Annotated in this window: 26 protein-coding genes; 21 read left to right on the top strand and 5 right to left on the bottom strand. The window is 73.9% G+C overall.

From position 1 onward, the window contains the following. The first annotated feature begins 8 nt into the window (after nt 1-8). The 7 genes from ACU436_RS01805 to ACU436_RS01775 all read left to right on the top strand — a co-directional run bounded on the left by ACU436_RS01805 (nt 9) and on the right by ACU436_RS01775 (nt 6,943). A complete protein-coding gene (locus ACU436_RS01805; RefSeq protein ID WP_459020888.1) occupies nt 9-1,346 on the top strand; it encodes a M20/M25/M40 family metallo-hydrolase in 1,338 nt (445 codons plus the stop codon). 208 nt (nt 1,347-1,554) lie between these two features. After that, nucleotides 1,555-2,703: an extracellular solute-binding protein gene (locus ACU436_RS01800; RefSeq protein WP_459020886.1), complete on the top strand. Its 1,149-nt coding sequence runs from the start codon at nt 1,555-1,557 to the stop codon at nt 2,701-2,703. A 9-nt stretch (nt 2,704-2,712) separates the two neighbouring features. After that, the gene (locus tag ACU436_RS01795) at nt 2,713-3,606 is read left to right on the top strand and encodes an ABC transporter permease (protein WP_459020884.1); all 894 of its coding nucleotides are present in this window, start codon (nt 2,713-2,715) and stop codon (nt 3,604-3,606) included. Next, on the top strand, nt 3,564-4,412 hold the full coding sequence (locus tag ACU436_RS01790) for an ABC transporter permease (protein ID WP_459020882.1): 849 nt from the start codon (nt 3,564-3,566) through the stop codon (nt 4,410-4,412). Before ACU436_RS01795 ends, ACU436_RS01790 begins: the two co-directional genes overlap by 43 nt. Continuing rightward, nucleotides 4,409-5,437 carry an ABC transporter ATP-binding protein gene (locus ACU436_RS01785; RefSeq protein WP_459020880.1) on the top strand — a complete coding sequence of 343 codons (1,029 nt, stop codon included), beginning with the start codon at nt 4,409-4,411 and terminating at the stop codon, nt 5,435-5,437. The genes ACU436_RS01790 and ACU436_RS01785 overlap by 4 nt, the downstream gene beginning before the upstream one ends. Before the next feature lie 5 nt (nt 5,438-5,442). Next, nucleotides 5,443-6,150 carry a glycerophosphodiester phosphodiesterase gene (locus ACU436_RS01780; protein WP_459020878.1) on the top strand — a complete coding sequence of 236 codons (708 nt, stop codon included), beginning with the start codon at nt 5,443-5,445 and terminating at the stop codon, nt 6,148-6,150. Beyond that, the gene (locus ACU436_RS01775; RefSeq protein WP_459020876.1) at nt 6,128-6,943 is read left to right on the top strand and encodes an inositol monophosphatase family protein; all 816 of its coding nucleotides are present in this window, start codon (nt 6,128-6,130) and stop codon (nt 6,941-6,943) included. Before ACU436_RS01780 ends, ACU436_RS01775 begins: the two co-directional genes overlap by 23 nt. On the opposite strand, the gene ACU436_RS01770 is transcribed toward ACU436_RS01775, so the two are convergent. Next, a complete protein-coding gene (locus tag ACU436_RS01770; protein ID WP_459020874.1) occupies nt 6,944-7,066 on the bottom strand; it encodes a hypothetical protein in 123 nt (40 codons plus the stop codon). Here ACU436_RS01770 and ACU436_RS01765 point away from each other — a divergent pair. After that, nucleotides 7,047-7,682: an MFS transporter gene (locus ACU436_RS01765; RefSeq protein ID WP_459020872.1), complete on the top strand. Its 636-nt coding sequence runs from the start codon at nt 7,047-7,049 to the stop codon at nt 7,680-7,682. The genes ACU436_RS01770 and ACU436_RS01765 overlap by 20 nt on opposite strands. Nucleotides 7,683-7,700: 18 nt before the next feature. Beyond that, nucleotides 7,701-8,480 (top strand): class I SAM-dependent methyltransferase, encoded by a 780-nt coding sequence (locus ACU436_RS01760; protein WP_459020870.1) that lies wholly within the window; start codon nt 7,701-7,703, stop codon nt 8,478-8,480. A 121-nt stretch (nt 8,481-8,601) separates the two neighbouring features. On the opposite strand, the gene ligD is transcribed toward ACU436_RS01760, so the two are convergent. Then, entirely contained in the window at nt 8,602-9,594 is a 993-nt protein-coding gene (gene ligD, locus ACU436_RS01755; protein ID WP_459022588.1) for a non-homologous end-joining DNA ligase, read from the bottom strand. Nucleotides 9,595-9,759: 165 nt separating this feature from the next. Next, nucleotides 9,760-10,359: a TetR/AcrR family transcriptional regulator gene (locus ACU436_RS01750; protein WP_459020868.1), complete on the bottom strand. Its 600-nt coding sequence runs from the start codon at nt 10,357-10,359 to the stop codon at nt 9,760-9,762. Between the two features lie 66 nt (nt 10,360-10,425). Between ACU436_RS01750 and ACU436_RS01745 the strand changes: the two genes are divergently transcribed. The 12 genes from ACU436_RS01745 to ACU436_RS01690 all read left to right on the top strand — a co-directional run bounded on the left by ACU436_RS01745 (nt 10,426) and on the right by ACU436_RS01690 (nt 24,525). Then, a complete protein-coding gene (locus tag ACU436_RS01745) occupies nt 10,426-11,475 on the top strand; it encodes an acyl-CoA dehydrogenase family protein (protein ID WP_459020866.1) in 1,050 nt (349 codons plus the stop codon). Continuing rightward, on the top strand, nt 11,475-12,260 hold the full coding sequence (locus ACU436_RS01740) for a TIGR03084 family metal-binding protein (RefSeq protein ID WP_459020864.1): 786 nt from the start codon (nt 11,475-11,477) through the stop codon (nt 12,258-12,260). The genes ACU436_RS01745 and ACU436_RS01740 overlap by 1 nt, the downstream gene beginning before the upstream one ends. Then, the gene (locus ACU436_RS01735; RefSeq protein WP_459020862.1) at nt 12,257-13,963 is read left to right on the top strand and encodes an acyclic terpene utilization AtuA family protein; all 1,707 of its coding nucleotides are present in this window, start codon (nt 12,257-12,259) and stop codon (nt 13,961-13,963) included. Before ACU436_RS01740 ends, ACU436_RS01735 begins: the two co-directional genes overlap by 4 nt. 66 nt (nt 13,964-14,029) lie before the next feature. Beyond that, nucleotides 14,030-15,505, top strand: coding sequence for a carboxyl transferase domain-containing protein (locus tag ACU436_RS01730; protein ID WP_459020860.1), 1,476 nt, complete (start codon nt 14,030-14,032; stop codon nt 15,503-15,505). A gap of 39 nt (nt 15,506-15,544) precedes the next feature. Continuing rightward, nucleotides 15,545-17,839 (top strand): molybdopterin-dependent oxidoreductase, encoded by a 2,295-nt coding sequence (locus ACU436_RS01725; RefSeq protein WP_459020859.1) that lies wholly within the window; start codon nt 15,545-15,547, stop codon nt 17,837-17,839. 47 nt (nt 17,840-17,886) lie between these two features. Further along, nucleotides 17,887-18,477, top strand: a complete 591-nt coding sequence (locus tag ACU436_RS01720; RefSeq protein ID WP_459020856.1) for a DsbA family protein — start codon at nt 17,887-17,889, stop codon at nt 18,475-18,477. Nucleotide 18,478: 1 nt separating this feature from the next. Then, nucleotides 18,479-19,684 carry an LLM class flavin-dependent oxidoreductase gene (locus tag ACU436_RS01715; RefSeq protein WP_459020854.1) on the top strand — a complete coding sequence of 402 codons (1,206 nt, stop codon included), beginning with the start codon at nt 18,479-18,481 and terminating at the stop codon, nt 19,682-19,684. Nucleotide 19,685: 1 nt separating this feature from the next. Then, nucleotides 19,686-21,050, top strand: a complete 1,365-nt coding sequence (locus ACU436_RS01710) for an NtaA/DmoA family FMN-dependent monooxygenase (RefSeq protein ID WP_459020852.1) — start codon at nt 19,686-19,688, stop codon at nt 21,048-21,050. 16 nt (nt 21,051-21,066) lie between these two features. Next, on the top strand, nt 21,067-22,260 hold the full coding sequence (locus tag ACU436_RS01705) for an MFS transporter (RefSeq protein ID WP_459020850.1): 1,194 nt from the start codon (nt 21,067-21,069) through the stop codon (nt 22,258-22,260). 49 nt (nt 22,261-22,309) lie between these two features. Next, on the top strand, nt 22,310-22,531 hold the full coding sequence (gene vapB / locus ACU436_RS01700; protein ID WP_459020848.1) for a type II toxin-antitoxin system VapB family antitoxin: 222 nt from the start codon (nt 22,310-22,312) through the stop codon (nt 22,529-22,531). Next, nucleotides 22,522-22,965, top strand: a complete 444-nt coding sequence (locus ACU436_RS01695) for a PIN domain-containing protein (RefSeq protein WP_459020846.1) — start codon at nt 22,522-22,524, stop codon at nt 22,963-22,965. Before vapB ends, ACU436_RS01695 begins: the two co-directional genes overlap by 10 nt. Before the next feature lie 105 nt (nt 22,966-23,070). Next, entirely contained in the window at nt 23,071-24,525 is a 1,455-nt protein-coding gene (locus ACU436_RS01690; RefSeq protein ID WP_459020844.1) for an APC family permease, read from the top strand. Here the strand turns inward: ACU436_RS01690 and ACU436_RS01685 are convergent, their stop codons facing one another. Together ACU436_RS01685 and ACU436_RS01680 are read right to left on the bottom strand one after the other, a co-directional pair. Beyond that, nucleotides 24,526-25,344, bottom strand: a complete 819-nt coding sequence (locus tag ACU436_RS01685; protein ID WP_459020842.1) for a GNAT family N-acetyltransferase — start codon at nt 25,342-25,344, stop codon at nt 24,526-24,528. Between the two features lie 32 nt (nt 25,345-25,376). Then, the gene (locus ACU436_RS01680) at nt 25,377-26,594 is read right to left on the bottom strand and encodes an NAD(P)-binding domain-containing protein (RefSeq protein ID WP_459020840.1); all 1,218 of its coding nucleotides are present in this window, start codon (nt 26,592-26,594) and stop codon (nt 25,377-25,379) included. Nucleotides 26,595-26,596: the final 2 nt, after the last annotated feature.

Here is a 26,596-nt window from a genome sequence, read left to right as displayed (position 1 = left end):
GGAGCCCGATGCTGCCCATCGACCACGCCCTCCTCGAGGAGGAGGCGATCGACGTGGTGCGGGACCTGATCCGCATCGAGAGCGTCAACACCGGAGACCCCGAGATCGGCGACGGCGAGGCGCGGGCGGCGCGCTACGTCGGCGAACGGCTGGCCGAGGCCGGGATCGGCAGCGAGTACCTCGAACCCGCGCCGGGGCGGGGCAACCTCGTCGCCCGGATCCCCGGCAGCGACGCGTCGGCCGGTGCGCTGGTCGTCCACGCCCACCTGGACGTCGTGCCCGTCGACGGTGCGTGGACCGTGCCGCCGTTCGCCGCGGAGGTGCTCGACGACCGCCGCCACGGTGAGGTCCTGTACGGCCGCGGCGCCGTCGACATGAAGGGGTTCGCGGGCACGGTGGTCGCCGTGGCGCGGGCGTTGCGGCGGGCCGGAGTGGTACCGCGCCGCGATCTCGTGCTCGCGTTCTTCGCCGACGAGGAGGCGGGTGGCGCGTGGGGGGCGGAGTGGCTGGTCGAGCACCGGCCCGACCTGTTCGAGGGGGCGACGGAGGCGATCGGCGAGGTCGGCGGGTTCTCCGTGCCCGTGGCCGGCACGGCGGGGCGCGCCTACCTCCTCGCGACGGCCGAGAAGGGCGTCGGCTGGGGGATCCTGCGCGCCCGCGGGACGGCCGGGCACGCCTCCCGGCCGACGCGCGACAACGCGGTGGCCCGGATCGCCCGGGCGGTCGCGGCGCTGCACGACCACGAGTTCCCGGTGCTGCGCACGGAGGCCACCACCGCGTTCCTCGCCGCGCTCGGCGAGCTGTCCGGCCGCGACCTCGGCGGGGCCGGCGCCGCCCTGGAACGCGAGCTCGACCGGCTCGGGTTCGTCGGTGAGATCGCGAGGGCGGGGCTGCGCAACACGGCCACCCCGACGGTCCTCTCGGCCGGTCGGAAGGCCAACGTGATCCCCGGGGAGGCCGTCGCCGAGATCGACACGCGGATCCTCCCGGGCTGCGAGGGCGTCGTCGAGCGTGAGGTGGAGCGGCTCGTCGGGGACGGCGTCTCGGTCGAGTGGCGCTCGATGCCGCCGATCGCGGCGCCCGCCGACGCAGCGCTCGTCGACGTGCTGCGTGCCGCGGTGGCCGCCGACGACCCCGGCGGCGTCGTGGTCCCCTACCTGCTCCCGGCCTCGACGGACAACAAGAACCTCGCGCGGCTCGGGATCGCGGGGTACGGATTCACGCCGCTGCGGGTACCGGGCGACTTCGACGTCTTCGGAATGTTCCACGCGGTCGACGAGCGGGTGCCGCTTTCGGCGGTGCGGTTCGGCGCCCGGGTCACCGCGCGGATCCTCGCGACGGCGTGACCGGGCAGCGGACGGCGGAACCCGATCCGCCGCCGGCTGGGGACGAACGCGCCAAATATGGTCATAGGGTGCATTCCGGGCTCGGAAAGCACGGCGCCGATGAGCGAGTCATGTTCGGTTCACGAACGAACCGACAAAGCTGCCTGTTTTCGCGTCGATCGTCGTGCCATGATCGCCGCGCTCCCCCACGTTCCCCAGAAGGCAGCCGATGACCCGAAACCGAATCCTCACCACCGCGGCGCTGCTCGCCACCGCGGGCCTCCTCACCGCCTGCGCCGGCAACGGGCCCGGCGCCACCGCCCAGGGAGCTGGGAACGCACAGAACGTCCGGGTGTACCTCGCGGACGACACGAACATCCAGGAGCTCTGGCAGAACACCCTGATCCCGGCGTTCACCGCGGCGAACCCGGGCATCGGCGTCGACGTGCAGTTCGACCTGCACGGGGCCAACAAGACGCAGACCATCGCGAAGCTCGCGGCCGCCGAGCAGCAGGGCGCGGACCCCGGTATCGACCTCGTCGAGGGCGGTGCCACCGAGGACGCCGGCCCGGCCGGCCTGCTGGTGGATCCGGCAGGCCTCGTCCCGGGCCTCGCCGGCATCGACCCCGAGGTCGTCGCGTCGGCCGGGCCCGGGTCCGTGCCCTACCGGGCCTCGTCCGTGCTGCTCGCCTACGACTCGACGAAGGTGCAGGACCCGCCGCGCACCCTCGACGACCTGCTCGCGTGGATCAAGGCGAACCCCGGCCGGTTCACCTACAACTCGCCGAAGACCGGCGGATCCGGCCAGGCGTTCGTGACCACCGTGCTGGACAAGTTCGTGCCGTCCGACGTGCGCGAGCAGATGACCACGGGCTACCACAAGGAGCTGGAGGACAGCTGGACGGAAGGCTGGCGGACGCTCGCGGCGCTCAACCCGTACGTGTTCCAGAACGGCGTGTACCCGAACGGCAACAACGGCACGCTCGATCTGCTCGCCAGCGGCCAGGTGTCGATGATCCCGGTGTGGTCGGACCAGTTCCTCAGCGGCCAGCAGCGCGGGACGATCGCGCCCACCGTGAAGGCGTTGCAGATCAGCGACCCGCCCTTCACCGGCGGCGCGACGTCGGTCGGCGTCGTCAAGTCGTCCGACCGGCAGGACAGCGCGGTGAAGCTGGTCGACTTCCTGCTGGAGCCCGCGCAGCAGCAGGCGATCGCCCAGAAGATCGCCGGCTACCCGGTGATCCCGCTCGACAAGGTCTCGGCCGACGTGCAGACGGCCTTCGGCGACGCCCACCCGGACCAGCTGCGCCCCACCTACTTCACCGACCACAAGAACGACCTGAACAACCTGTGGGACCAGCTCGTCCCCGGCCACTAGGCACCTGACGTGCGCAGAAGACCGATCGCCGGGCTGCTGATGGCGGCCCCGCCGGTGCTCGTCGTCGCGGTGTTCGTCGGCTTCCCGATCGGGACGGCGATCGCCTACAGCCTCGGGCACGTGGGTGGGCTGAACACCACGATCGCGCGCATCGCCCGCGACCAGCACACCGTGGACGCCTGGTGGCAACAGACCCTCGGTGCCTACACCGACGTGCTGGCGGACGAGCGGGTGCTCCGCGACCTGCTGACCACGGTCACGGTCACGCTCGTGACCACGGTCGCCGTCGTCGGGCTGGCCTGGGTGATCGCGCTCTACCTGCGGCTGTCCGGCTCCCGGGCGGCCCAGGTCCTCGCCGCGATCGCCGTGATCCCGATGTTCATCCCGGTCGTGATCGCGTCCTGGGCGGTCCTCACGTTCTACGCGGGCGACGGGTTCGTCCGGTCGCTGGCGGCGACGTTGGGCGGGGAAGCGCCGACCTTGGGCTACACGGTCGTCTGCATCACGATCGCCATGGTCTGGACGCAGCTGCCGTTCGCCACGTTGATGATCACCTCCGGCGTACAGGCCGTGCCGACCGCGCTGATCGAGGCGGCGGCCGACGCGGGTGCGTCCTTCCCGCGGATCGTCCGGTCGGTGCTCCTGCCGCTGGCGGTGGTCCCGACGGTGATCGCGGCAACGTTCACGGCCATCGCCACCCTGGGCGCGTTCACGGTGCCGTACTTCACCGGGCCGAACGCGCCGACGATGCTCGGCGTCGACATGGCGGCCTACTTCCAGTCCTACAACCTCCCCCAGCAGGCCGTGGTGATCGCCGTGGTCGTGTTCGTGATCGCGGCCGGGATCGGTGCGCTCTACGTGTGGGCGAACCTCCGGGCGGCCCGTTCCGCGGGACGGGTGTGATGGCCGCGGCGCGCCGGGTGCTGGGCGGCATCGCGATGGTGCTGCTCGCCGTGTTCATCGTCGGCCCGCTGGTCTGGCTCGCCGTGCGCGCGTTCGCCACCGGGTGGACCTATCCCCACCTCCTGCCCGACGGGTGGACGCTGCACTGGTTCGGCGAGGTGTTCGCCGACCCGTTGCTGTTCTCCTCCATCCAGCTCTCGCTCGCGTTCGCGCTCACCACGATCGCGGTCGCATCCGTGATCTGCCTGCCCGCGGCGTACGCGTTCGCGCGGTTCGACTTCCCGGGGCGCCGGGTGTTCCTGATCGGTCTCTTCGCGACGAACGCGTTCCCGAAGACGGGGCTCTTCGTGGCCATCGCCGCGATGTTCTACGCGTTCGGCCTGATGACGACGTTCACCGGGATCGTGATCGTGCACCTGCTCGGCACGGTGGTGTTCATGACGTGGATCCCGGCGGCGGCATTCGCGGCGGTACCGCGCAGCCTCGAGGAAGCCGCCCGGGACGCGGGTGCCCGGCCGATCCGCGTGTTCGCCTCGGTGACGCTGCCGCTGGCGCTCCCGGGAATCCTGGTGGCCCTGACGATGTCGTTCCTCGCCTCGTTCGACGAAGCCCAGGGCACCTACCTGGTCGGCGCACCCGTCTACTACACGATGCCCACGGAGATGTACTCATTGGTGCTCAACTACCCGCGCCAGGTGGCGGCCGTGTTCTCCATCCTGCTGTCGATCCCGTCGGTCGGGCTGCTGCTGCTCGTGCGCCGGTACGTCATGGGTGGGCAGCTCGCCGAAGGGTTCCAGATCCGATGAGTCTGAAGCTGTCCGGCGTGACCAAGAACCTGGGCGGCCGCCGCATCGTCGACGACCTCGACCTCGACGTCGACCGGGGTGAGCTGGTGTGCCTGCTCGGACCGTCGGGTTGCGGGAAGACCACCAGCCTGCGCATGATCGCCGGCTTCCTCTCGCCGGACGTCGGGAAGATCCTCATCGACGGCCGGGACGTCACGGCGCTCCCCCCGGAGCGCCGGCCGACGGCGATGGTGTTCCAGAACTACGCGCTGTGGCCGCACATGAGCGTGTTCGACAACGTGGCGTTCGGCCTCAAGCTGCGGCGGGTCCCGCGGCCGGAGATCACCCGCCGCGTCGGGGAGATGCTGGAGATGGTCGGGCTGACCCACCACCTGCGCAGCCGGCCCGCCCAGATCTCCGGGGGCGAGCAGCAGCGCGTCGCGCTCGCCAGGGCGCTGGTCCAGGAGCCGGCGGTGCTGCTGCTGGACGAGCCACTGTCCAACCTCGACGCCAAGCTGCGGGTACGGGTGCGGGAGGACATCCGCGACATCCAGCAGCGGCTGGGGATCACCACCGTCGTCGTCACCCACGACCAGGACGAGGCGCTGTCGATCGGCGATCGGGTGGCCGTGATGAACGGCGGCCGGATCGAGCAGGTCGCGCCGCCGGACACGCTGTACCGGAGCCCGGCCACCCGGTTCGTCGGCGGCTTCGTCGGCGTGATGAACAGCCTGCCGGGCAGGGTGCAGGACGCGGCGGCGATCCTCGCCGACGGCACGAGCGTCGCCGTGCTCACTCCCTGCGCACCGGGCGGAACGGAGGTCGCGGTGCGACCGGAGGACGTCGTGCTGGCGACCGGCGGCGTGCCCGCGCGGGTGCTGCGCGTCGTACCCCGCGGGCACTTCACCGAGGTCGTGCTCGCGCTCGGGGAGACGCACGTGCGTGCCTACCTCGGTCCCGACGACCCGCGCCCCACGCCGGACGACCGGGTCGGCATCCAGTTCCGTCGCGCGCTGGGCTATGCGGACGGGCAGCTCGTCGGATGAGTCCGATGGAGCCGGGGACGGCGGCCCTGGCGATCGCACACCGCGGGGATCCCGTTCGGCACCGGGAGAACACGTTGCCGGCGATCGCCGCCGCCGTCGAGCAGGGAGCCGATCTCGTGGAGATCGACGTGCGCCGCACCGCGGACGGCGCGGTCGTGCTCCTGCACGACGCCACCCTCGAACGCCTCTGGGGGGTCCGGGCCCGGGTCGACGCCGTCCCGGTTGCCGAGCTGCCCGCCGGCGTCCCGACGCTCGCCGACGCGCTCGAGCTCATCGCCGGGAGCGGGGCCGGACTGCTGATCGACATGCCGGAAGCGGATGCCGCCGCGCCCGCCCACGCCGTGGTTCGGGAACGGGTGACGGCGGCGCGGCTCGAGCCGGACGAGGTGGTCTGGTGCGGCGCGACGGACGCGCTGGCGCAGGTGCGCGAGCGGGACCCGGACGCGCGGATGCTGCTGTCCTGGGCCGGACCCGCCCACCCGGCCGAGTCGGTGGTCGCGGCGCTCGCCCCCGAGGCGTTCAACCCGAACTGGCAGACGATGCCGGCGAACGCCGTGCGCTGGGCGCACGATCGCGGGATGGCCGCGTGCTGCTGGACGGTCGACGACGAGACGGTGATGGCCGACCTGCTCCGCCGCGGCGTGAACGGCATGATCACCAATCGGATCGCGACGCTGCGGAGGGTGCTCGATGACCTCGACCCTGCTGCCTGACGAGCTGGCCGAGGCGGCGCGGGTCGCCACGGATGCCGCCGAGATGGCGATGGCGATCGTCCGGGCCGATCCGCTCGGCGCCGTCCGGGAGAAGGCGCACGCCGCGGACCTCGTCACGGATGTCGATCAAGCCGTGGAGCGCGGGGTGCGGGCGTTGGTCGCGCGCCGGCTGCCCGGGCACACCGTCGTCGGCGAGGAGTTCGGTGGGGTCGCCGCCGACGGTCCGACCTGGTACTGCGACCCGGTGGACGGCACGACGAACCTCGTGGCGGGCCTTCCGTGGACGGCGTTCTCGCTCGCTCTCGCCGTGGGGACGACCCCGCTGGTGGGCGTCGTCGCGGACTGCTGGCGCGACGAGGTCGTCCTGGCCGTCGCCGGGAAGGGCGTCACGGTGAACGGTCGCGCGGTCCCGAGCGTGCGCCCCGCCCACCGGGCCCGGCTGCGCGGCGGCGTCGTCCTCACCGAGTTGGCCGCGCACCGGCCATGGCCGGGGATGATGCACCTGCTCACCGGGCTCGCCGACCGCGCGTGCACCTGCCGGGTGATGGGCAGCGGCACCCTGGCGCTGGCCCACGTCGCCGCCGGACGGGGCACCGGGGCGATCATCAGCGAGTTCCACCCCGAGGACCACCTCGCCGCCGCGTTCGCCTGCGCCGAGGCCGGGCTCGCCGTGCGCGACGGGTCCGGGGCGCAGCAACCGTTCCCGGACCGCGGCGGAATCCTGGTCTGTGCGCCGGACGCCGCGGACGAGCTGTTCTCGGTGTGGCAGGAGGCGCTGGGCAGCACCGGGTGATCACGCCGGCGCGAACGCCCGCAGGAAGGTGCCGACCGTCGCCCTGGCCACCTCGCGCAGCTCCGCCACGGGCACTGCGCGGGTGCCGAACCGCGTGCGCGGCGTGGCGGCGAGCCTGCTCACCGCCGGGACGAACGGGCTGGCCACGTTCGGGGCGTTGTTCCTGATCCCGCTGTCCTACCAGCAGGTGCACGGGGTCGGCCCCGCCGCGTCCGGGCTGCTGCTCGCGCCGCTCGGTGCCGCCTCGATGGTCGCGATGCCGGTGTCCGGACGCCTCTCCGACCGGCTCGGCGCGCGCCGCGTCGCCGTCGCCGGTGGTGTCGTCGCGCTGGCGGGGGCGGTGCTGCTCGCGACCCAGCCGGCGGGGGAGGGTCTCGCCGTCGCCGTCGCCGTCGCCGTCGCCGTCGCCGTCGCCGTCGCCGTCGCGGGCGCCGTGCTGCTGGGGCTCGGCCTCGGAACCGTCGGCGCGCCGGCCATCGGATCGGTGTTCCGCACGGTGCCGCCCGGCTCGGCGTCCCAGGGAAGCGCCCTGCTCTACGTGTTCAACCAGCTCGGCGCCGCGCTCGGCATCGCCGTCGGCGCGGTGCTCGTGGGTGGGGCCGCGACCGCGTCGATCGGGAGCTTCCGGCCGGGGTTCTGGCTACTGGCGGCCGCCGTCGCCGTCGGCCTGGTGAGGAGCACGCGGCTGCCGGGCCGGTTCTCCGCCGGGGCGCCGGAGCGGGTGGAGACATCGGCCTGAGGGGAATACGGTCTGATCATGGCCGGATCGCCTGCCCCGTCCTTCGGAACCGTCGCCGCTGCGTACGCCCGCCACCGGCCCGGTTACCCCGCCGACGCCGTCGCGTGGGCACTGGCGCCGGGCGAGCACTGCGCCGATGAGCGCTCCGCGTCTGCTCCGCGCTGCGACCTGCTCGACCTGGGCGCCGGCACCGGGAAGCTCACCGAGGCCCTCGTCGGCCGTGTGGGTCCCGGGGGCCGGATCACCGCGGTGGACCCGGACCCGGCGATGCTCGCGCAGCTGCGGTCCCGCCACCCGGCGGTGGACGTCCGGGAGGGCACCGCCGAGCGGATCCCGCTCCCCGACGCCTCGGTGGACGCGGTGCTCGTCGGCCAGGCCTTCCACTGGTTCGACCGGGACCGCGCGCTGCCCGAGATCGCCCGCGTGCTGCGGCCGGGCGGGGTGCTGGCCGCGCTGTGGATCGGCTCCGACGTGCGCGTCGACTGGGTGCGCGGCTTCCACGAGGCGGGTTCGTGGGACCCGGACGCGCAGTTCCACGACGACGCGAAGCGGTTCCCCGAGGGCTACGGTTTCGCGCCTGGCGAGCTCGCCAGGTTCCCCTTCACGAGCCCCACCACCCTGGACGGGCTGATCGCGGAGATCAGCACGCACTCGTGGGTGCTCACCACCCCTCCGGCCGAGCGCGCCGCCGGCCTCGCCCGGGCGCGGGCCTATCTCGCCGGACGGCCGGAGACCTCCGGAGGGGAGTTCGAGCTCCCCCGCATCGCCGACGTGCTGCGCGCCCGGCGGGACGGGTAGCGGTTGGCCGTAGCGGTCGGCGCGGCCCGGGCGACCCGTGGCCCGGCTTCACACACCTCGTGTGAAGCCGGGCCTCGGTGTGTGAAGTCGCCGGGCCGCCGCGGGTGAGCGGCCCGTGCGGTCAGGTCTTCTTCGCCCGGCTCGGCGCTACCCGCGGCGGTTCGCCGGGCATCTTCGGGTAGACCGGGGGCCACGGGGCGTCCGGCAGCCCGGCGGCCGCGTCCCGCCGGTGCAGCTCCAGCAGGGGTTCCAGGGACTGCCGGTCGGACGACATGCCGGCCCACGGGTCGCCGTGCTCGGCGAGCCGGCCCGGGACCGTCGCGATGGTGAGCTCGGTCGGGTCGATCGACGGGAGCTCCGTCCAGTCGAACGGAGTGGACACCTGGCCGTTCGGGTTCGCGCGGACGCTCCACGCCCCGAACACGGTCTTGTGCGGGGCGTTCTGGTTGAAGTCGACGAACACCCGGCTGCCGCGCTCCTCCTTCCACCAGGCCGCGGTGACCAGGTCCGGGCGGCGGCGTTCGAGCTCGCGGGCCGCGGCGACCGCGGCGGACCGCACCTCGAAGCCGTCCCACCGGGGCTGGAGGCGGACGTAGACGTGGATGCCGCGGTTGCCGGTGGTCTTCGGGTGGCCGGCGACGCCCAGCTCGTCGAGCAGCGCCTTCGTCTCGGCCGCCGCCTCCCGGATCATCGCGAAGGTGACGCCGGGGCTCGGGTCGAGGTCGATCCGCAGCTCGTCGGCGTGGTCGGGGTCGGCGGCGGTGACCGGCCAGACGTGGAAGCCGAGGCAGCCGAGGTTCACCGCCCACAGGACGTGCGCGAGATCGACGGCGACCAGCGCGTTGGACGTCGTGCCGTTCGGCGTAGACACGACCGTGGTGGTGACCCACGGGTCGGCCGCGGTGGGCGCGACCCGCTTCTGGAAGAACGAGGGACCCGCGGCGCCCTTGGGGAAGCGCTGCAGGAGCACCGGGCGCCCGCCCATGGCCGCCATCAGGGGCTCCGCCGCGGCGAGGTAGTAGCGGGCGAGGTCGAGCTTCGTCGCACCGGCGCCCGGGAACACCACCTTGCCCGGGCTGGTGATCCGCACGGTCCGCCCGGCGACCTCGAGCATCTGGGTGTCGTCCCCGGCCACCCGTCGACCGTATCGTGACCCGGCCGGGGATCCGAGCGACGACGGGACCGGAGGTCGACGAGGACGCCCTACCTGGCGGAGTCGATGGACGCGATGTCGCGGGCGCAGGGGATCACGTACCGCCCGCCCGGCGCGGAGTGAAGCTCAGTTCACTTTCGCTACCGGCGCACCCAGGCAGCTGCGCGCCATCCCGCCCAGTAGCTCCGCGAGCCGCTCCGGGGCGAGCCCGCTGCGGAAGAACAGGGTGGACTGGATCGCGCCGATCGCGGCGTGGACGGCCACGCGCAGCTCGCCGTCGGCGAGGTCGGGCCGCAGCGGGGCGAGCGCGTGCACCCACTCCTCGACGTAGTGCCGCTGCAGGCGCCGCAGCCTGCGGCGGTCCTCCTCGGGGAGGGTGTGTACCTCGCGGTGGTAGACGGCGAGCACCGTGCGGTCCTCGATGGCGACCCGGATGTGGTCGTCGACCAGCGCGGACAGCGCCGCGGCGTCGTCCGGGGCCGTCGCGAGGATCCGCGCCGCGCCCTGCTGCAGCCGGTCCATCACCCGGTCGAGCAGCGCTACGAGGATGGCGCCCTTGCTGCCGAAGTGGCGGTACACCCCCGAGCCGACGATGCCGGCCTCGGCGCCGATGTCGGCCATCCCGATCGTGTGGAAACCGCGCCGGGCGGCGAGCTCGGCGGTGGCGGCGAGGATGCGCTCGCGGCGGTCGGGGTCGCGTGCGGCGCGCGGAGCAGCAGCCGGCATCTTCTCATCATGGCAGCCTCGCGGTACGGTCGAACAGAGTGAACCGCGAGTCACTTGGGAGTCAGCGTGGACGTCGCCGAGACCGACGAGCACCGGGATCTGCGTGCGGCGGTCGGGGCGATCGCCGCGCCGTTCGGCGGGGACCACTACGCGCAGCACGCCCGCGAAGGGCGGGAGTGCGCGCAGCTGTGGGAGGCGCTGGGCGACGCCGGGTTCATCGGCGTCAACGTGCCCGAGGAGTACGGCGGCGGCGGTGGCGGGCTCGCCGAGCTGGCGATCGTGTGCGAGGAGATCGCGGCGAAGGGGGCCCCGCTGCTGGTGCTGGTGGTCAGCGCGGCGATCTCGGCCGAGGTGATCTCCGAGTTCGGCACCGAGGAGCAGCGCAAGCAGTGGCTGCCGGGGCTCGCGAGCGGGCGCACGAAGATGGTCTTCGCCATCACGGAGCCGGACGCCGGCTCCAACACCCACCGGCTCGCCACCACCGCCCGACGCGTCGGGGACGAGTGGGTGCTGAACGGCGAGAAGTACTACATCACCGCCGTCGACAGCGCGGATGCGCTGCTGCTCGTGGCCCGCACCGGGAGCGACGAGAGCGGCGCCGCGCGGCTCTCGCTCTTCGTCGTGCCGGCCGACGTCCGGGGCCTCACCGCCACGCACCTGCCGGTCGACGTGATGCTGCCGGAGAAGCAGTTCACGCTGCACTTCGACGACGTGCGCGTGCCGGCCACCGCGCTCGTCGGTGAGGAGGGCGCGGGTTTCCGCCAGGTGTTCCACGGCCTCAACCCCGAGCGGATCACCGGGGCCGCGCTGGGCGTCGGCGTCGCCCGCTACGCGCTGGAACGCGCCGCGCGGTACGCGCGGGAGCGCGAGGTGTGGGGGCGCCCGATCGGCGCGCACCAGGGCGTGGCCCACGCGCTCGCCCAGGCGAAGATCGAGACCGAGCTGGCGGCCCTCATGACGCACCGGGCCGCGGCGCTGCACGACGCCGGCCTGCCCGCGGGCGAGGCCGCGAACATGGCCAAGTACGCCGCCGCGGAGGCGGCCGTCGCGGAGATCGCGGTGGCGCCCGGGGACCAGGTGAACACCGGACAGGTGCTCGTGGTGGTGGAGGAATAGTGCCCGTTTCGATGGCGGTGCTCGCCGACGACCTCGCCGCCGAGTCGGCCGACCTGCGCGGCATGCTCGCCGGCCTCGACGAGGCCGGGTGGCGGCGCGCCACCCCGGCCGCGGGCTGGACGGTCGCCGACCAGGTCTCGCACCTGGCCCACTTCGACGACGCCGCGGTGCGGTCCGCGACCGAGCCCGAGGCGTTCCGGGCGGAGGTGGAACGGACCGGGCGCGTCGACCCGGACGCGATCGCCGCGCGGTACCGGGACCGGTCCGGGGCCGAGCTGCTGGGTTGGTTCGACCGGTCGCGGGAGCGGCTGGTCGCGACGTTCCGCGACCTCGACCCGGGCCTGCGGGTGCCGTGGTACGGGCCGGCGATGAGCGCGGCGTCGGCGCTGACGGCGCGGATCATGGAGACCTGGGCCCACGGGCAGGACGTCGCCGATGCGCTCGGGGTCGCGCGTGAGCCGACCGCGCGCCTGCGGCACGTCGCGCACATCGGGATCGGGGCGCGGGCGTTCAGCTACGCGCTGCACGGCCGGGCGCTGCCGGGCGTCCCGGTCCGCGTCGAGCTGGACGCGCCCGACGGGTCGGTGTGGGGGTGGGGGCCCGCCGACGCCGCGGACCGCATCACCGGGCCCGCGCTGCACTTCGCGCTCCTGATCACCCAGCGCCGGCACCGCGACGACCTCGGGCTGACCGTCACCGGGCCGGCCGCGCGGGAGTGGGTCGAGATCGGGCAGGCGTTCGCGGGGGAGCCGGGCACTGGCCGGCGGGCCGGGCAGTTCGCATGAGTGCCCGGGCCGTGCGGATCGGCAACTGCTCCGGCTTCTACGGCGACCGGATCGAGGCCGCCCGCGAGATGGTCGAGGGCGGGCCGATCGACGTCCTCACCGGCGACTACCTCGCCGAGCTGACCATGCTCATCCTCGCGAAGGCGCAGGCCAAGGACCCCTCCGCGGGGTACGCGAGGACGTTCCTGACGCAGGTCGAGGCCGTCCTCGCCACGTGCCTGGAGCGGGGGATCCGGATCGTCGTCAACGCGGGCGGTCTCAACCCGGCCGGGCTGGCCGCCGCCGTCCGGGAGGTGGCCGGGAAGCTCGGGCAGGCCGCGACGGTCGCGCACGTCGAGGGCGACGACCTGCGCGGGTCGCTGGGCGCGATCAGCCCACCGGTGGAGGGGAAGCCGGTGTCGGCCAACGCCTACCTGGGCGGGTGGGGGATCGCCGAAGCCTTGTCGGCGGGCGCGGACGTCGTCGTCACGGGGCGGGTCACCGACGCGTCGCTCGTGGTCGGACCGGCGGCCTGGTGGCACGGCTGGGGCCGCGGCGACTGGGACGCGCTGGCCGGTGCGGTGGTCGCCGGGCACGTGATCGAGTGCGGTCCGCAGGCCACCGGCGGCAACTACGCCTTCCTCGACGAGATCACCGACCGGCGCTACCCCGGCTTCCCGATCGCCGAGGTCGCCGCCGACGGCTCGTCGGTGATCACCAAGCATCCGGGCACCGGCGGGCTCGTCTCGGTCGGCACCGTCACCGCCCAGCTGCTCTACGAGATCGCCGAGCCCGCCTACCTCGGCCCGGACTGCACCACGCGCTTCGACACGATCCACCTGGCGCCCGACGGGGAGCACCGGGTGCGCGTCTCCGGGGTGCGCGGCAGTCCGCCGCCGCCGACGCTCAAGGTCGCCCTCAACGACGCGGGCGGCTTCCGCAACACCATGACCCTCGTGCTGACCGGCCTGGACATCGAGGCCAAGGCCGCGCACGCGGAGGCGCTGCTGTTCGACGTGCTCGGTGGCAGGGACCGGTTCGCCGAGGTCGACGTCCGGCTGCTGCGCTTCGACAGCACCGACGCGCCGTCCAACGAGCGGGCCACCGCGCACCTGCGGATCACCGTGAAGGACCCGGACCCGCGCACGGTCGGCCGGGCGTTCGCAGGCGCCACGATGGAGCTGGCGCTGGGCGGGTACGCCGGCTTCCACACCACGACCCCGCCCACCGCGGAGTCCGCGTACGGGGTGTACCGCCCCGCCGCCGTCCCGCGTTCGGCCGTGCGCCACACGGTCGTGCTGCCCGACGGCGAGCGGCGCGTGATCGCGGATCCGGAGGTCGGGGAGATCCCGCCGCCGCCGCGAGCGGCGGCCACGCCGATCCCGGACGGGCCGGTCACGATGGCACCGCTGGGCACGGTCTGCGGCGCCCGCTCGGGCGACAAGGGCGGCAACGCCAACATCGGCGTCTGGACGAGAACGGACGCGGAGTACGCCTGGCTGCGGGGCTTCCTCACCGCCGAGAAGGCCCGCGAGCTGCTGGGCGCCGAGGTGGCCGACCTGCCGATCGACGTATGGCCCCTCCCCAACCTCCGGGCCCTGAACGTGGTGGTGCACGGAATCCTGGGCGCAGGCGTGGCGTCGAGCCCGAGACCGGACCCCCAAGCAAAGGGCCTGGGAGAGTACATACGCAGCAGGAAGGTACCCATCCCCAGGGTCTTTTGAGCGCTATGGCTCCATAACGCGATTTGAGGGCGACTCAAACAGCAGTTTGGCTCCATAATGCTAATCGTGGATGCGTTGGTCAGTAGCGTTCTCGATCCCTTCTCCTTCGTCTCCTGGGACAGCGCACCCGTGCCCGTCGAGGTCTCCGACTCCTATCGGGACGCGCTCGCCGCGGCGCGGCTGCGGAGCGGGGCGGACGAGGCCGTGCTCACCGGGGAGGGGCGGATCGGCGGGCGGCCGGTCGCGGTGATCTCCAGCCTGTTCGGCTTCCTCGGCGGTTCGATCGGGGTCGCCACGTCCGAACGGATCGTCCGGGCCGTCGAGCGGGCCACCGACGCCCGGCTCCCGCTGCTCGCGGCGACGGCGTCCGGCGGCACCCGCATGCAGGAGGGCACGCTCGCGTTCCTGCGCATGGCCACGATCACCGCCGCCATCGGGGCGCACAAGGCGGCCGGGTTGCCGTACCTGGTCTACCTGCGCAACCCGACGACCGGCGGCGTGTACGCCTCGTGGGGCTCGCTCGGGCACATGACCGTGGCCGAACCGGGCGCGCTCATCGGCTTCCTCGGCCCGCGGGTGCACGCCGCCCTGCACGGCACCCCGCTCCCGGCCGGCGTGCAGACCGCGGAGAACCTGTTCGCCCACGGGCTCGTCGACGCGGTGCTGCCGCCCGACCAGCTCGCCGGCGTCGCCGCCCGGGTGCTCGTGGTACTGGATGTTCCCGCGCAGGAACCCGCCTCCGTGCCGACGTGCGGGCCCGAGGCCCCCGAGCCGTCCGCCTGGGCGGCGATCACGGCGACGCGGCGTCCCGAACGGCCCGGGGTGCGGGACGTGCTGAGGCTCGCCGCCACCGACGTCATCCCGCTGGCCGGCACGGGTGAAGGGGAGTTCGGTGCGGGGCTGCTGCTCGCGCTCGTCCGGTTCGGCGCCGCGTCGTGCGTGCTGCTCGGACAGGACCGGCGGGCCCAGGCCCGCACCCCGCTCGGGCCCGGGGCCCTCCGCACCGCGCGCCGGGGGATGCGGCTCGCGGCGGAGCTCGGCCTCCCGCTCGTCACCGTGATCGACACCCCCGGCGGGGCGATCGACACCGCCGCCGAGCAGGGCGGCATGGCGGGTGAGATCGCGCGGTGCCTCGCCGACCTCGTCGCACTCCCCGTGCCGACCGTCTCGATGGTGCTCGGCCAGGGAACCGGGGGTGCCGCGCTCGCCCTCCTGCCCGCCGACCGCGTGCTCGCGTCCCGGCTCGGCTGGATCTCCCCGCTCCCGGTGGAGGGGGCCGCCGTGATCCTCCACCGGGATGCCGGCCGCGCGCCCGAGGTCGCCGACCTCCAGGGGGTGCGCGCGGGAGACATGTACCGGGCCGGAGCCGTCGACCACGTCGTGCCCGAACGGCCGGACGCGGCGGACGAGCCGCACGACTACTGCCACCGGGTCGCGGCGGCGATCGAGGGCCACACCCTCGACCTGGTGGGCGTCCCGGCCGCGGAGCGCCTGGAGAGCCGCCGCCTCCGACTGCGGCTGCTCGGGCTCGCCGGCAAGTAGCCTCGTCGGTGGCAGGACCGGCGAGACGGGGGACGCGTCGTGACACTGCAGTTCTCGCACTGGGGCACCTTCGAGGCGGTCGAGACGACGGGCGGGCTCGCCGTCCGGCCCGATCCTGGCGATCCGGACCCGGCCCACACCCTGCTGCGGAACGTCCCCGCGATGCTCGACGAGCGGGTCCGCGTGCTCGTGCCGCACGTGCGCCGGGGCTTCCTGGAACGCGGCGCCGGCCCGGACGAGCGGCGGGGGCACGACGACTACGTCCCCGTCGCGTGGGATCGGGCGCTGGCGCTGGCGGCCGGTGAGCTCGACCGGTGCCGCTCGACGTTCGGCAACGCGTCGATCTTCGGCGGCTCCTACGGGTGGGGGAGCGCCGGCCGGTTCCACCACGCGCAGAGCCAGGTGCACCGGTTCCTCAACGTCCTGGGCGGCTACACGCGTTCGGTCGAGACCTACAGCCTCGGTGCCGCGCGCCCGCTGCTGCGCCACGTCGTCGGCGACGACGCGCCGATCTTTCAGGGCACCACATTGCCGGTGCTGGCCGAGCACACCGGGCTGTTCGTGTGCTTCGGCGGCATCCCGGCCAAGAACGCGCAGGTCAACGACGGTGGCATCACCCGGCACACCACGGTCGGGCACCTGCGCCGGGCGCGGGGGCGCGGCGCCCGGTTCGTGCTGGTCTCCCCGCTGCGGGACGACCTCGTCGGCGACCTCGACGCGGAGTGGATCGTCCCGGTCCCGGGCACCGACACCGCGCTGATGCTCGGGCTGGCGCACACGCTCGTGCGCCGCGGCCGGCACGACGCGGAGTTCCTCCGCACCCACTGCGCCGGGTTCGACGAGTGGTGGGCCTACCTCTCCGGGCACGCCGACGGTGTGGTGCGCGACGCCGCGTGGGCGTCGCGGATCTGCGGGATCGCCGAGGAGCGGATCGTCGCGCTGGCCGGGGAGATGGCCGCGCACCGCACGATGATCACCCTGAGCTGGTCGTTGCAGCGGGCGCGGTACGGGGAGCAGCCGCTGTGGGCGGGCATCGCGCTGGCCTGCGTGCTCGGCCAGATCGGGCTGCCCGGCGGGGGCGTGGGGCACGGCTACGGGTCGATGGGCGGGATCGGTGGCCCGCGGGCCGACGGCCCGCTGCCGACGCTGCGGCAGGGCCAGAACGGCGTCCCGGACTTCATCCCCGTGGCGCGGATCGCGGACATGCTGCTGCACCCGGGTGCCGAGTTCGACTTCGACGGCGCGCGCCTGCGGTACCCGGACATCCGGCTCGTCTACTGGGCGGGCGGCAACCCGTTCCACCACCACCAGGACCTCACCCGGCTGCGGCGGGCGTTCTCCCGGCCGGAGGCCGTGATCGTCCACGAGCCGTACTGGACGGCGACGGCCCGCCACGCCGACATCGTCTTCCCGGTTTCCACCACCCTCGAGCGCGACGACCTCGGCTGCGCCCGCGGGAGCGACGAGTTGGTGGCCATGCCGCGGGTCACCGAGCCGCGGGGCGAGGCCCGGTCCGACTTCGCGATCTTCCGCGCCCTGGCCGACCTGCTGGGCGCCCGGGAGGAGTTCGACGAGGGCCGCGACGAGTGGGAGTGGATCGAGCACCTGTACGAGAGCTGGCGCGACGCCCTCCCCGAGGGCACCGATCCCGGGCTCGACTTCGAGGGGTTCTGGGCGAAGGGCCGGATCGACATCCCCGCGGTCACGCGCCACCGCGTCCTCTACGCGGACTTCCGCGCCGACCCGGCGGCACACCCGCTGCCCACCCCGAGCGGCCGGATCGAGATCGTCTCGCGCACGATCGCGTCCTTCGGCTACGACGACTGCCCCGGCCACCCCACCTGGCTCGCGCCCGAGTTCCTGGCCGACCCGCCGGGCACGGGCCCGTTCCCGCTGTTCCTGGTGGCCAACAACCCGGCCACCCGGCTGCACAGCCAGCTCGACCACGGCGCCGGCAGCGCGGGCGCGAAGGTCGCGGGGCGGGAGCCGGTGCGGATGCACCCCACCGACGCCGCCGCGCGCGGGCTCGCCGCGGGCGACGTCGTGCTCGTCGAGAGCGGGGTCGGCAGCGTCCTCGCCGGGCTGGTGCCGTCCACCGACGTCGCGCCCGGCGTCGTGCAGCTCTCCACGGGCGCGTGGTTCGACCCGAGCGCCCCCGACGTCGCCACCTGCGTGCACGGCAACCCGAACGCCGTCACCACCGACATCGGCACGTCCCGGCTCGCGCAGGGGTGCACGGGTCAGCTCTCGCGGGTCGAGGTGCGCCGGGCTCCCGGGCCGCTGCCGCCGGTACGGGCGCACGAACCTCCGGTCCGCCGCGCGGATCCGGAATAGGGGAGTGCCGCACCGGCATTGAGCGTTCCATGGCGACCTCCTTTTCCGTGACCTGGGATTACCGCTGCCCCTTCGCCCGCAACGCCCACGAGCACCTCCTCACGGGGCTCGCTGCCGGTGCCGACTGGAATGTGCAATTCCTCCCCTTCTCGCTGGGGCAGGCGCACGTCGAGGAGGGCGGCGTGAGCGTGTGGGACAACCCGAAGGACGACTCCGGAATACTCGCGCTCCAGGTCGGGGTCGTCGTCCGGGACGAGTACCCCGATCTCTTCCCGGCCGTCCACCGCGCCCTCTTCGCGGCGCGGCACGACGACGGCCTGCACCTGGAGGACCGGGCGCTCGTCGAGAAGGTGCTCACCGACCAGGGCGCGCCGGCCGCGGCGGTGCTCGAGCGGGTCGACACCGGTGCGGCCCTCGCGACGGTCCGCGCCGAGCACGAGGGCCACGTCGCCTCGCACACGGTGTGGGGTGTGCCGACGTTCATCGCGGGGGACGAGGCCGTGTTCGTCCGGCTCATGGACCGCTCCCCGCTCGGGAGCGACGCCGCGCCGTCGATCAAGGCCGTCGAACGTGTCGTGGACCTGCTCACGGGCTGGCCGGAGCTCAACGAGTTCAAGCACACGGCCGTCCGCCGCTGATATGCCCGATCACATTCATCTCGCGGTCGCGCTCGACGGTGCCGGTTGGCACCCCGCCGCGTGGCGCGAGGCCGCGGCCCGGCCGCGTGAGCTGTTCTCCCCGCGCTACTGGGCGGATCTCGTTCGCACGGCCGAGACCGGCCTGCTGGACCTCGTCACGATCGACGACACCCTCGCCGTCCAGACGGATCGCCCCGGCGTTCCCGACGACCGGGTGGACCGGGTGCGCGGCCGGCTCGACGCGTTGCTGACCGCATCGTTCGTCGTGCCGCTGACCAGCAGGATCGGCCTGGTCCCGACGGTCACGACCACGCACACCGAGCCGTTCCACGTCTCGAAGGCGCTCGCGACCCTCGACCACACGTCGCTGGGCCGGGCGGGGTGGCAGGTCCGGGTGTCCGCGCAGGCGGCCGAGGCGGCGCACTTCGGCCGCCGCACCGTCGCCGGGTTCGACCGGGACCGGCTCGCGGGCGGCGAGCTGCCGGCCGACGTGGTCGACCTGTTCGCCGAGGCGGGCGACGTGATCGACGTCGTGCGCCGGCTGTGGGACTCGTGGGAGGACGAGGCCGAGATCCGCGACGTCGCCACCCGGCGGTTCATCGACCGCTCGAAGGTGCACCACGTGGACTTCGAGGGCCGGTTCTTCTCCGTCCGCGGCCCGTCGATCACCCCGCGGCCACCGCAGGGCCAGCCGGTGGTGAGCGTGCTCGCGCACCGGCGCGTGCCCTACGAGCTGGCCGCGCGCGGCGCCGACCTGGTGTTCGTCACGCCCACCCCGGCCCGCGGCGCCGACGCCGTGCTCGCCGACGTGGCCGCCGCCGTCGCCGCCGTCGGGCGCACCGGCGAACCGCTGCACGTCTACGCCGACGTCGTGGTGGCGCTCGACGGCCCGGCCGAGGCGGGGCGGGCCCGGCTGCGCCGCCTCGACGACGTGTCCGGTGAGCCGTACGTCAGCGACACCACCGTCTTCGGCGGCTCGGCAGCGGAGCTGGCCGACCTCGTCGCCTCCTGGCACGCGCTCGGCTACCGCGGCGTGCGGCTGCGCCCGGCGGCGCTGCCCGACGACCTGGACCGGATCGTCACCGACCTCGTGCCCGAGCTGCAGCGCCGCGGCCTGCACCGCACCGCCTACCCGGAGCGCTCGTCGCTGCGCGGGCTGCTGGGCCTGCCGACCGCCGTCCCCAACCGTTACGCCGAGGTGAGCTGACATGAGCACCCGCAAGCAGATCATCCTCGGCGCCTACCTGGGCGGCGTGAACCAGCACACCGCCTGGTGGCACCCGGACGCCGGGAGCCAGATCGACTTCTCCACGTTCGAGCACACCGCCCGCACGGCCGAGCGCGGCAGGTTCGACTTCTTCTTCCTCGCGGAGGGCCTCGCCCTGCGCGAGCGCGCGGGGCAGGTGTTCGACCAGGACATCGTCGGCCGCCCGGACACGCTGCCGGTGCTCGCGTCGCTCGCGGCCGTCACCACGCACCTCGGCCTCGCCGGCACGATCAACGCGACCTTCAACGAGCCCTACGAGCTGGCGCGGCAGTTCGCCACGCTCGACCACCTCTCCGGTGGCCGCACCGCGTGGAACGTCGTCACCTCGTTCGACGCGTTCACCGGCCGGAACTTCCGCCGGGGCGGGTTCCTCGACCGCTCGAAGCGTTACGAGCGCGCCGCCGAGATGATCGAGGCGCTGCGCACGCTCTGGGACTCGTGGGACGACGAGGACCTGGTCGCCGACGCGGCGAGCGGCCGCTTCCTCGCCCGCGCCGGCGCCGGCGCGTTCGCGATCACGGGCAACCAGTTCGACGTCCACGGCCGGTTCACCGTGCCCCGCAGCCCGCAGGGCCGCCCCGTGATCCTGCAGGCCGGCGTCTCCCCGGAGGGTCGGGACTTCGCCGCCCGCCACTCCGACGCGATCTTCTCGCCGTTCGGGAAGCTGCCCGAGGCCGCCGACTTCTACCGCGACGTGAAGGCCCGCGCCGCGAAGTTCGGCCGCAACCCGGACGACCTCAAGATCCTCCCGTCCGCCAGCTTCGTGCTCGGCGACACCGAGGCCGAGGCGCAGGAGCGCCACCGGGAGGTCCGCGAGGGACAGATCACCGGGCAGACGGCGCAGATCCTCCTCGAGCAGGTCTGGAACCGCGATCTCTCCGGCTACGACCCCGACGGCCCGCTGCCCGACGTCGACCCGGACCCGGACGCGCCGCCGATCATCCAGGGCCGCGCGTTCGTCCACCAGGACCGCTTCGCCACCGTCGCGCGGTGGCGGGAGATCGCCGAGGCGAAGAAGCTGAGCCTGCGCCAGCTCGTGATCGACCAGTTCGAGCGCGGCCCGTTCGTCGGCACACCGGCGCAGGTGGCGCAGCAGATCGACGACTTCGTGCAGAACGACGGCTCCGACGGGCTGATCGTCGGCTCGCACCTGGTGCCGTGGGGGCTCGACGAGTTCGTCGACAAGGTCGTCCCGTTGCTGCAGGAGCGCGGATCGCTCCGTGCCGAGTATTCCGGCACGACCCTGCGCGACAACCTGGGCCTCCCCGCCCTGCCCCGCCGTTCGGGTGCCGCCGCCCGCGCGTGATCCGTACGGTGTCGGCATGGGGGGTCCGACGTACCGCTGGTGGATGGTCGCCGCGCTCGCGATCACCTCGACGGTGGGCTACGGGGTCCTCACGTACGCGTTCGCCGTGCTGCTCGTGCCGATGCAGGAGGCACTGGGCGCGGACCGCACCGCCGTCACCGGCGCCCAGACCGTCGCGCTGCTGGCCACGGCCCTCGCGTCGGTGCCGGCCGGGCGCTGGCTCGACCGGTGGGGCGGGCGCGCGCTCATGGTCGGTTCGTCGGTCCTCGCCACGCTGTGCGTGCTCGCCTGGTCGCAGGTGACGAGCATCCTCGAGCTGTACGCGGTGTCGTTCGGGCTCGGCGTCGCGTCCGCGGGCGTGCTGTACGAGGCGGCGTTCGCCGTCGTGGTCACCTGGTTCCGCGAAGCCCGGCGCGGCACGGCGATGCTGGTGATCACGGTCGTCGGCGGCTTCGCGTCGACGATCTTCCTGCCGCTCACGGCCGTCCTCGTCGAGGCGTACGGCTGGCGGCAGGCGCTGGTCGTGCTCGCCGTGGTCTACGGCGGGCTCACCGTCCCGCTGCACCTGCTGGTCCGGCGGCCCCGGGACTTCGTCCCGCACCGGCGGGAGGCCCGGCAGAACACCGCGAGCGCCGTCCGCGACCCGGGGTACTGGCTGATCAGCGGCGTCTTCGTCGTCCAGGGGATCGGCATCTTCGTGATCGGCGTGCACCTGGTCGCGTACCTGCGCGAGCTCGGGCACGCCCCGACCGTCGCGGCGAACGTCGCGGGCCTGCTCGGCATCATGTCGGTGACCGGGCGGGTGGTGACCACGGTCGCCGCCCGCCGGTACGGCACGGCCGTGGTGGCCGTCGTGTTCGCCCTCCAGGCGGCCGGGCTGGCGCTGCTGCCGGTGGTCGGGCAGGGGTTGGTGCCGGCGGTCGCCTGCGTGCTGGCCGTCGGGCTGGGCTTCGGGGTCAGCACGATCGCCCGCCCCGCGCTCCTCGCCGAGCGGTACGGCGTCGCCGGCTACGCCACCCTGGCCGGGCTGATGGCCGCGATCCTCACGGTGACGAAGGCGCTCGCCCCGCTGGGCGCCGCGTGGCTGCGCACCGCCTCGGGGAGTTACACGCCGGTCATGGTGATCTCCGCGGCCGGCGGGATCCTCGGCGCCGCCGGGCTGCTCGCCCTGCGGCCCGCGCGCACGGCCACCCGAACGCCCGTTGCCTGAGCGGGCCGTCCGAGCGGTCCTGATATCATCTGATATCAGGAGGTTCGAGATGGCAGACGTACTGATTCGAGACTTGCCGGACGACGTCGTCGCCGCGATCGACGCGCAGGCGGCGCGGTTGGGGATATCGCGCAATGAGTACGTCCGGCGAGAGTTGAGCCAGCTGAAGCAGCGTCGGGGGCCCGCGCTCGTGGCCGACGACCTCCGCCGCTTCGCTGATACCTTCCACGACCTCGGCGATCCGGAGGTCATCGATCAGGCGTGGCGGTGATCTCACGGGCCGAAGGGCCGTGGTTGATCGACAAGTCGGCTCTCGTCCGCCTCGGCTCCAGCTCCGACGCGGACCTGTGGGCCGGGAGGATCGAACGAGGTCTCGTTCGCGTCGCGACGGTCACGAGGCTGGAAGTCGGCTACTCGGCGAGATCGTCGGCCGATCTACGGCAAGGTCTGCGTGATTCCCCGTTGTCGCGGATGCCGGTCGAGTACGCGACCCCCGCGATCGAGGACCGGGCCGTGGAGGTCTTGCTGCTCCTCGCCGACCGTGGTCGGCGTCGGGCACCATCGATCCCGGATCTGCTGATCGCAGCCACGGCCGAGCTCTCCGGGCTCACCGTTCTGCACGTCGACAAGGACTTCGGCCTCATCGCTGACCTGACCGGTCAGCGCGTCGAGCGACTGGCCGATCCCGAGCCGCATCCGGCCTGATCATCGGCTCGGTCTCGTGCGTCCACCCGGGCGACGATTCCCGCCCACCCAGTGACTTCCGGCCGGCTTGGGTCGATCATCTGCTGGTCGGAAGGGGTGACTGCGATGGCGCAGAGCTCGACCACGGGTTCCCGGCTCCGTCGCGGGCTGAGCGTGTGGGAGGCGATCGGCCTCTCCCTGGCCCTCATGGCGCCCTCGATGGCGGCCAACATCAACCCGCAGGGCACGGCGGGCACGGTCGGGCGTGCGGTGCCGCTGGCGTTCGCCCTGGCCACGGTGGGCGTGCTGCTCATCGCGTACACGTTCGTGCGGCTGTGCCAGCGGTTCAACCACGCCGGCAGCGTCTACGGGTTCGTCGGCGCCACGCTCGGGCCACGGGCGGGCGTCGTCGCGGGCTGGGCGCTGCTCGGCACGTACACGTTCTACGGGGTGGTGACGTCGACGGCCGCCGGGATCTTCGGCGCCGCGTTCCTGGAGGGGCTCGGGATCTGGACCGGCCAGCCGCCGTGGGCGGGTTTCGCCGTCGGGGCGATCGCCCTGCTCGCGGTGCTGGCCCTCGCCATCGCCCCGGTGCGCGGGGGCACGCGGGTGCTGCTGTCGATCGAGGGCGTCACGGTGGCGCTGATCCTGGTGGTCTCCGTGATCATCCTCGTCCGGCTGGCCGCCGGCACGGCCCCGGACGGGCACACGATCGACCTGTCGGTCTTCACCGTCGCGCCGGGCACCGACGCCTCGGCCGTGTTCCTCGGCGTCGTGTTCGGCTTCCTGTCGTTCGCCGGGTTCGAGGCCGCCGCCACGCTCGGCGAGGAGGCCCGCGACCCGCGCCGCAGCATCCCGCGGGCGATCCTCGGCACGGCGATCTTCGGCGGCGTCTACTTCGTGTTCGTCACCGCCGTCGAGGTGATGGGCTTCGGCACCGACGAGGCCGGCGTGGCCGCATTCACCGCGTCGTCGTCCCTGCTGGGCGACCTCGGCACGCAGTACGTCGCCTCCTGGGTCGGGCACCTCATCACGATCGGCGCCGCGATCAGCGCGTTCGCGTGCGCGCTCGCCTGCGCGGTGAGCGCGGCGCGGCTGCTCTTCGCGCTCTCCCGCGACGGGGTCGGACCGGCCGCGCTGGCGCAGGTCTCGCCGGCCCGCGGGACGCCGGCACGTGCGACGGTCGCGGTGGTCGTCGCGATGTACGTGATCATCGGCCTCACCTGGTTCGTGCTGGGCGGGGAGCCGTTCACGCTGTTCGTGGCCTCCGGGACGATCGGCACGCTGATCCTGCTCGTCGTCTACGCGCTCGCCACGATCGGCGCCGCGCGGCTGCTCTTCTTCGCCGGGCGCCGGGAGGTGGCGGTCTGGGAGATCGTGGTGCCCGCGCTCGCGCTGGTGCTGCTCGGCTACACGCTGCTCCGCAACGTCGTGCCGTACCCGGAGGGTGCGGCCGGCATCTTCCCGGCGATCTCCGCCGCCTGGATCCTGCTGGGCATCGTCCTCGTGCTCGCCCGGCCCGGAGCGGCGCGGCGGGCCGGGCAGCTGCTCACGTCGAGCGAAGGGCTCGGCCGCACGTGATCAGCCTTCCCGTTCCGGCCGCAGCCAGACCGTCCACCGCTCGACGGCGACGTACCCCATCCGCTCGTAGACGGGCCGGCCGTCGTCGCTGGCGATGAGCACCGCGGGCCGCGCCGGGTCGGCGAGCGTGGCCGCCCAGGTCACGGCGGCGCCGGCGCCGCGGCCGCGCGCCGCGGGCAGCGTGGCGACGAACTCGACGAGCGTGACGCCGGCGTGCTGGTGCGCCGCCGCCACCGCGGCCGGCCGCCCGTCCGACCACGCGATCCAGACCCGGGTGGTCGCCCGCAGGAGCGCCGGGTCGAGCAGGTCACCGGGCGTCAGCGGCTCCAGCTCCGGCAGCGGGTAGCCCTCGACGAGGACGCGCTCGGCGACCGCCAGCTCGTCCGCGTCGCGCACCTCGCGGACGTCGACCCCCGGCGGCGCCGCGTCCGGCCCCGGCCCGGGGAGGCGCACCATCAGCGGCGGATGTCCCACCAGGCCGAGGCCGTGCGGGCGCAGGTCCGGGGTGGGCCACGCGCTCACCAGCAGGTAGGGGACGTGCCGGGGGAACAGGGAGCCGACTTCGGCCAGGACCCCGGCGGGATCGACCAGCGGCTGCAACAGGAGGACCGGGTTGGTCAGCGCCCCGCGGTCGCCGATCCAGCCCCCGGCCCACCGCGGACCGGTCCGCGAGGGCCGCCCCGCGGCGGTGGCGACCGCCGTCGACCACGACGCGTGCACGAGCACGGCCCGCCGGACCAGGGTGTCCTCGGCCGGCACGTCCGGCTCCCAGCCCGTCGTGAGGTGCTCGTCCGGCGGCGGGAGGATCGATGCGCTCATGCGAGAAGGACTCGCGGACAGGACCCGCGGCGCTACGCGTCGGCCAGATGCGAGACGAGGTGGTCGGCCAGGTCCTGCGCGTCCGCGCCGGCACCGTCGATGAAGGTCGACTTGCGGCGCCGCAGGAACGGCCAGCCGAGAACGTAGAGGCCCGGCCACGGCGTGACGCCGCCGTCATGACGAACCCGGCCCTTGCGGTCGAGCACCGGGACGTCGAGCCAGGACAGGTCGGGGCGGAACCCGGTGGCCCACACGATGGAACGGATCTCGCCGCGACGCAGGTCCAGGGTCAGCGGCGGTGGGTCGGGGACGCGCGTCGCGGCGGCCCGCGGACGGTCGCCGCCCGCTCCCGCCCAGTCGTCGATGCCGTCCAGCAGCCGGCCGAGCTTGAGGTCGGCCAGGGCGCACACGTTCGGCAGGGACCCGGAGAACTGGGCGATCCCGTCCCGGATCCCGGCCAGCCTGCCGACGAGCCGCACGCCGTCGCCGGTGAGCGTGTTGAGGTCGATCGTGGTGCGCTCCGGCGAGCCGACGAGCTGCATCGACGGGAGGGTGCGGGCCCGCAACAGGTCGGGAACCTCGTCGTAGCGCTCGTCGAGCAGGCCGGTCGCGTCCATCCAGGCGAGGATGTCGCGGCCGCGGTAGGTGCGCGGCATCCGCACGTGCTCCCCGACTGCGAGGGTGACCGGCCGCCCGGACCGGTGCACCTCGCCGGCGATCTGGATCCCGCTGGCCGCGGCGCCGACGACGAGCACGCCGCCCTCCGGCAGCTGCCCGGGGTTGCGGTAGGTGTCCAGGGCGATCTGGGTGATCCCCTCCGGCACCCCCTCCCGGACGGCGGGCACCGAGGCGGCGGTGTGGGCGCCGGACGCCAGCACCACCGTCCGCGCCCGCCACGGGCCGCCGTCGGTCTCGACCGTGAAGCCGTCGGGCCCCGGCCGGACCGCCGTCACCGTCGTCCCGGTGCAGATCGGCGCGGCCACCTCCTTCGCATAGGTGCCGATCAGCTCGACGACCTCGGGCGCCGTGAGGTAGCCGTCGGGGTCGTCGCCGCCGTAGCGGTACCCGGGAAGGCGGGTCATCCAGTTCGGGGTGAGCAGCCGCAGCGAGTCCCAGCGCTGGGTGCGCCACGAGTTCGCCACCTCACCGCGCTCGAGCACGACGTGGTCGATCGCCCGGTCGGTGAGGCAGCGGCTCATGGCCAGGCCGCAGTGGCCCGCCCCGATGACGACGGTGGTGGTCCGCGGCATCG

It is taken from the genome of Pseudonocardia wallangbongensis (assembly GCF_054486945.1).
The sequence above is the reverse complement of the archived record's forward strand: the minus strand, read 5'-3'. Positions and strand labels throughout refer to the sequence as shown.

Bases quoted from the DNA above. Each gene is read 5' to 3' on its own strand.
- ACU436_RS01750 (WP_459020868.1), bottom strand. From the start codon at position 10,359: ATGCCGGCTGCTGCTCCGCGCGCCGCACGCGACCCCGACCGCCGCGAG.
- ACU436_RS01785 (WP_459020880.1), top strand. From the start codon at position 4,409: ATGAGTCTGAAGCTGTCCGGCGTGACCAAGAACCTGGGCGGCCGCCGC.
- ACU436_RS01760 (WP_459020870.1), top strand. From the start codon at position 7,701: ATGGCCGGATCGCCTGCCCCGTCCTTCGGAACCGTCGCCGCTGCGTAC.
- ACU436_RS01705 (WP_459020850.1), top strand. From the start codon at position 21,067: ATGGGGGGTCCGACGTACCGCTGGTGGATGGTCGCCGCGCTCGCGATC.
- ACU436_RS01710 (WP_459020852.1), top strand. From the start codon at position 19,686: ATGAGCACCCGCAAGCAGATCATCCTCGGCGCCTACCTGGGCGGCGTG.
- ACU436_RS01680 (WP_459020840.1), bottom strand. From the start codon at position 26,594: ATGCCGCGGACCACCACCGTCGTCATCGGGGCGGGCCACTGCGGCCTG.
- ACU436_RS01685 (WP_459020842.1), bottom strand. From the start codon at position 25,344: ATGAGCGCATCGATCCTCCCGCCGCCGGACGAGCACCTCACGACGGGC.
- ACU436_RS01780 (WP_459020878.1), top strand. From the start codon at position 5,443: ATGGAGCCGGGGACGGCGGCCCTGGCGATCGCACACCGCGGGGATCCC.
- ligD (WP_459022588.1), bottom strand. From the start codon at position 9,594: ATGCTCGAGGTCGCCGGGCGGACCGTGCGGATCACCAGCCCGGGCAAG.
- ACU436_RS01775 (WP_459020876.1), top strand. From the start codon at position 6,128: ATGACCTCGACCCTGCTGCCTGACGAGCTGGCCGAGGCGGCGCGGGTC.
- ACU436_RS01805 (WP_459020888.1), top strand. From the start codon at position 9: ATGCTGCCCATCGACCACGCCCTCCTCGAGGAGGAGGCGATCGACGTG.
- ACU436_RS01690 (WP_459020844.1), top strand. From the start codon at position 23,071: ATGGCGCAGAGCTCGACCACGGGTTCCCGGCTCCGTCGCGGGCTGAGC.
- ACU436_RS01735 (WP_459020862.1), top strand. From the start codon at position 12,257: ATGAGTGCCCGGGCCGTGCGGATCGGCAACTGCTCCGGCTTCTACGGC.
- ACU436_RS01715 (WP_459020854.1), top strand. From the start codon at position 18,479: ATGCCCGATCACATTCATCTCGCGGTCGCGCTCGACGGTGCCGGTTGG.
- ACU436_RS01800 (WP_459020886.1), top strand. From the start codon at position 1,555: ATGACCCGAAACCGAATCCTCACCACCGCGGCGCTGCTCGCCACCGCG.
- vapB (WP_459020848.1), top strand. From the start codon at position 22,310: ATGGCAGACGTACTGATTCGAGACTTGCCGGACGACGTCGTCGCCGCG.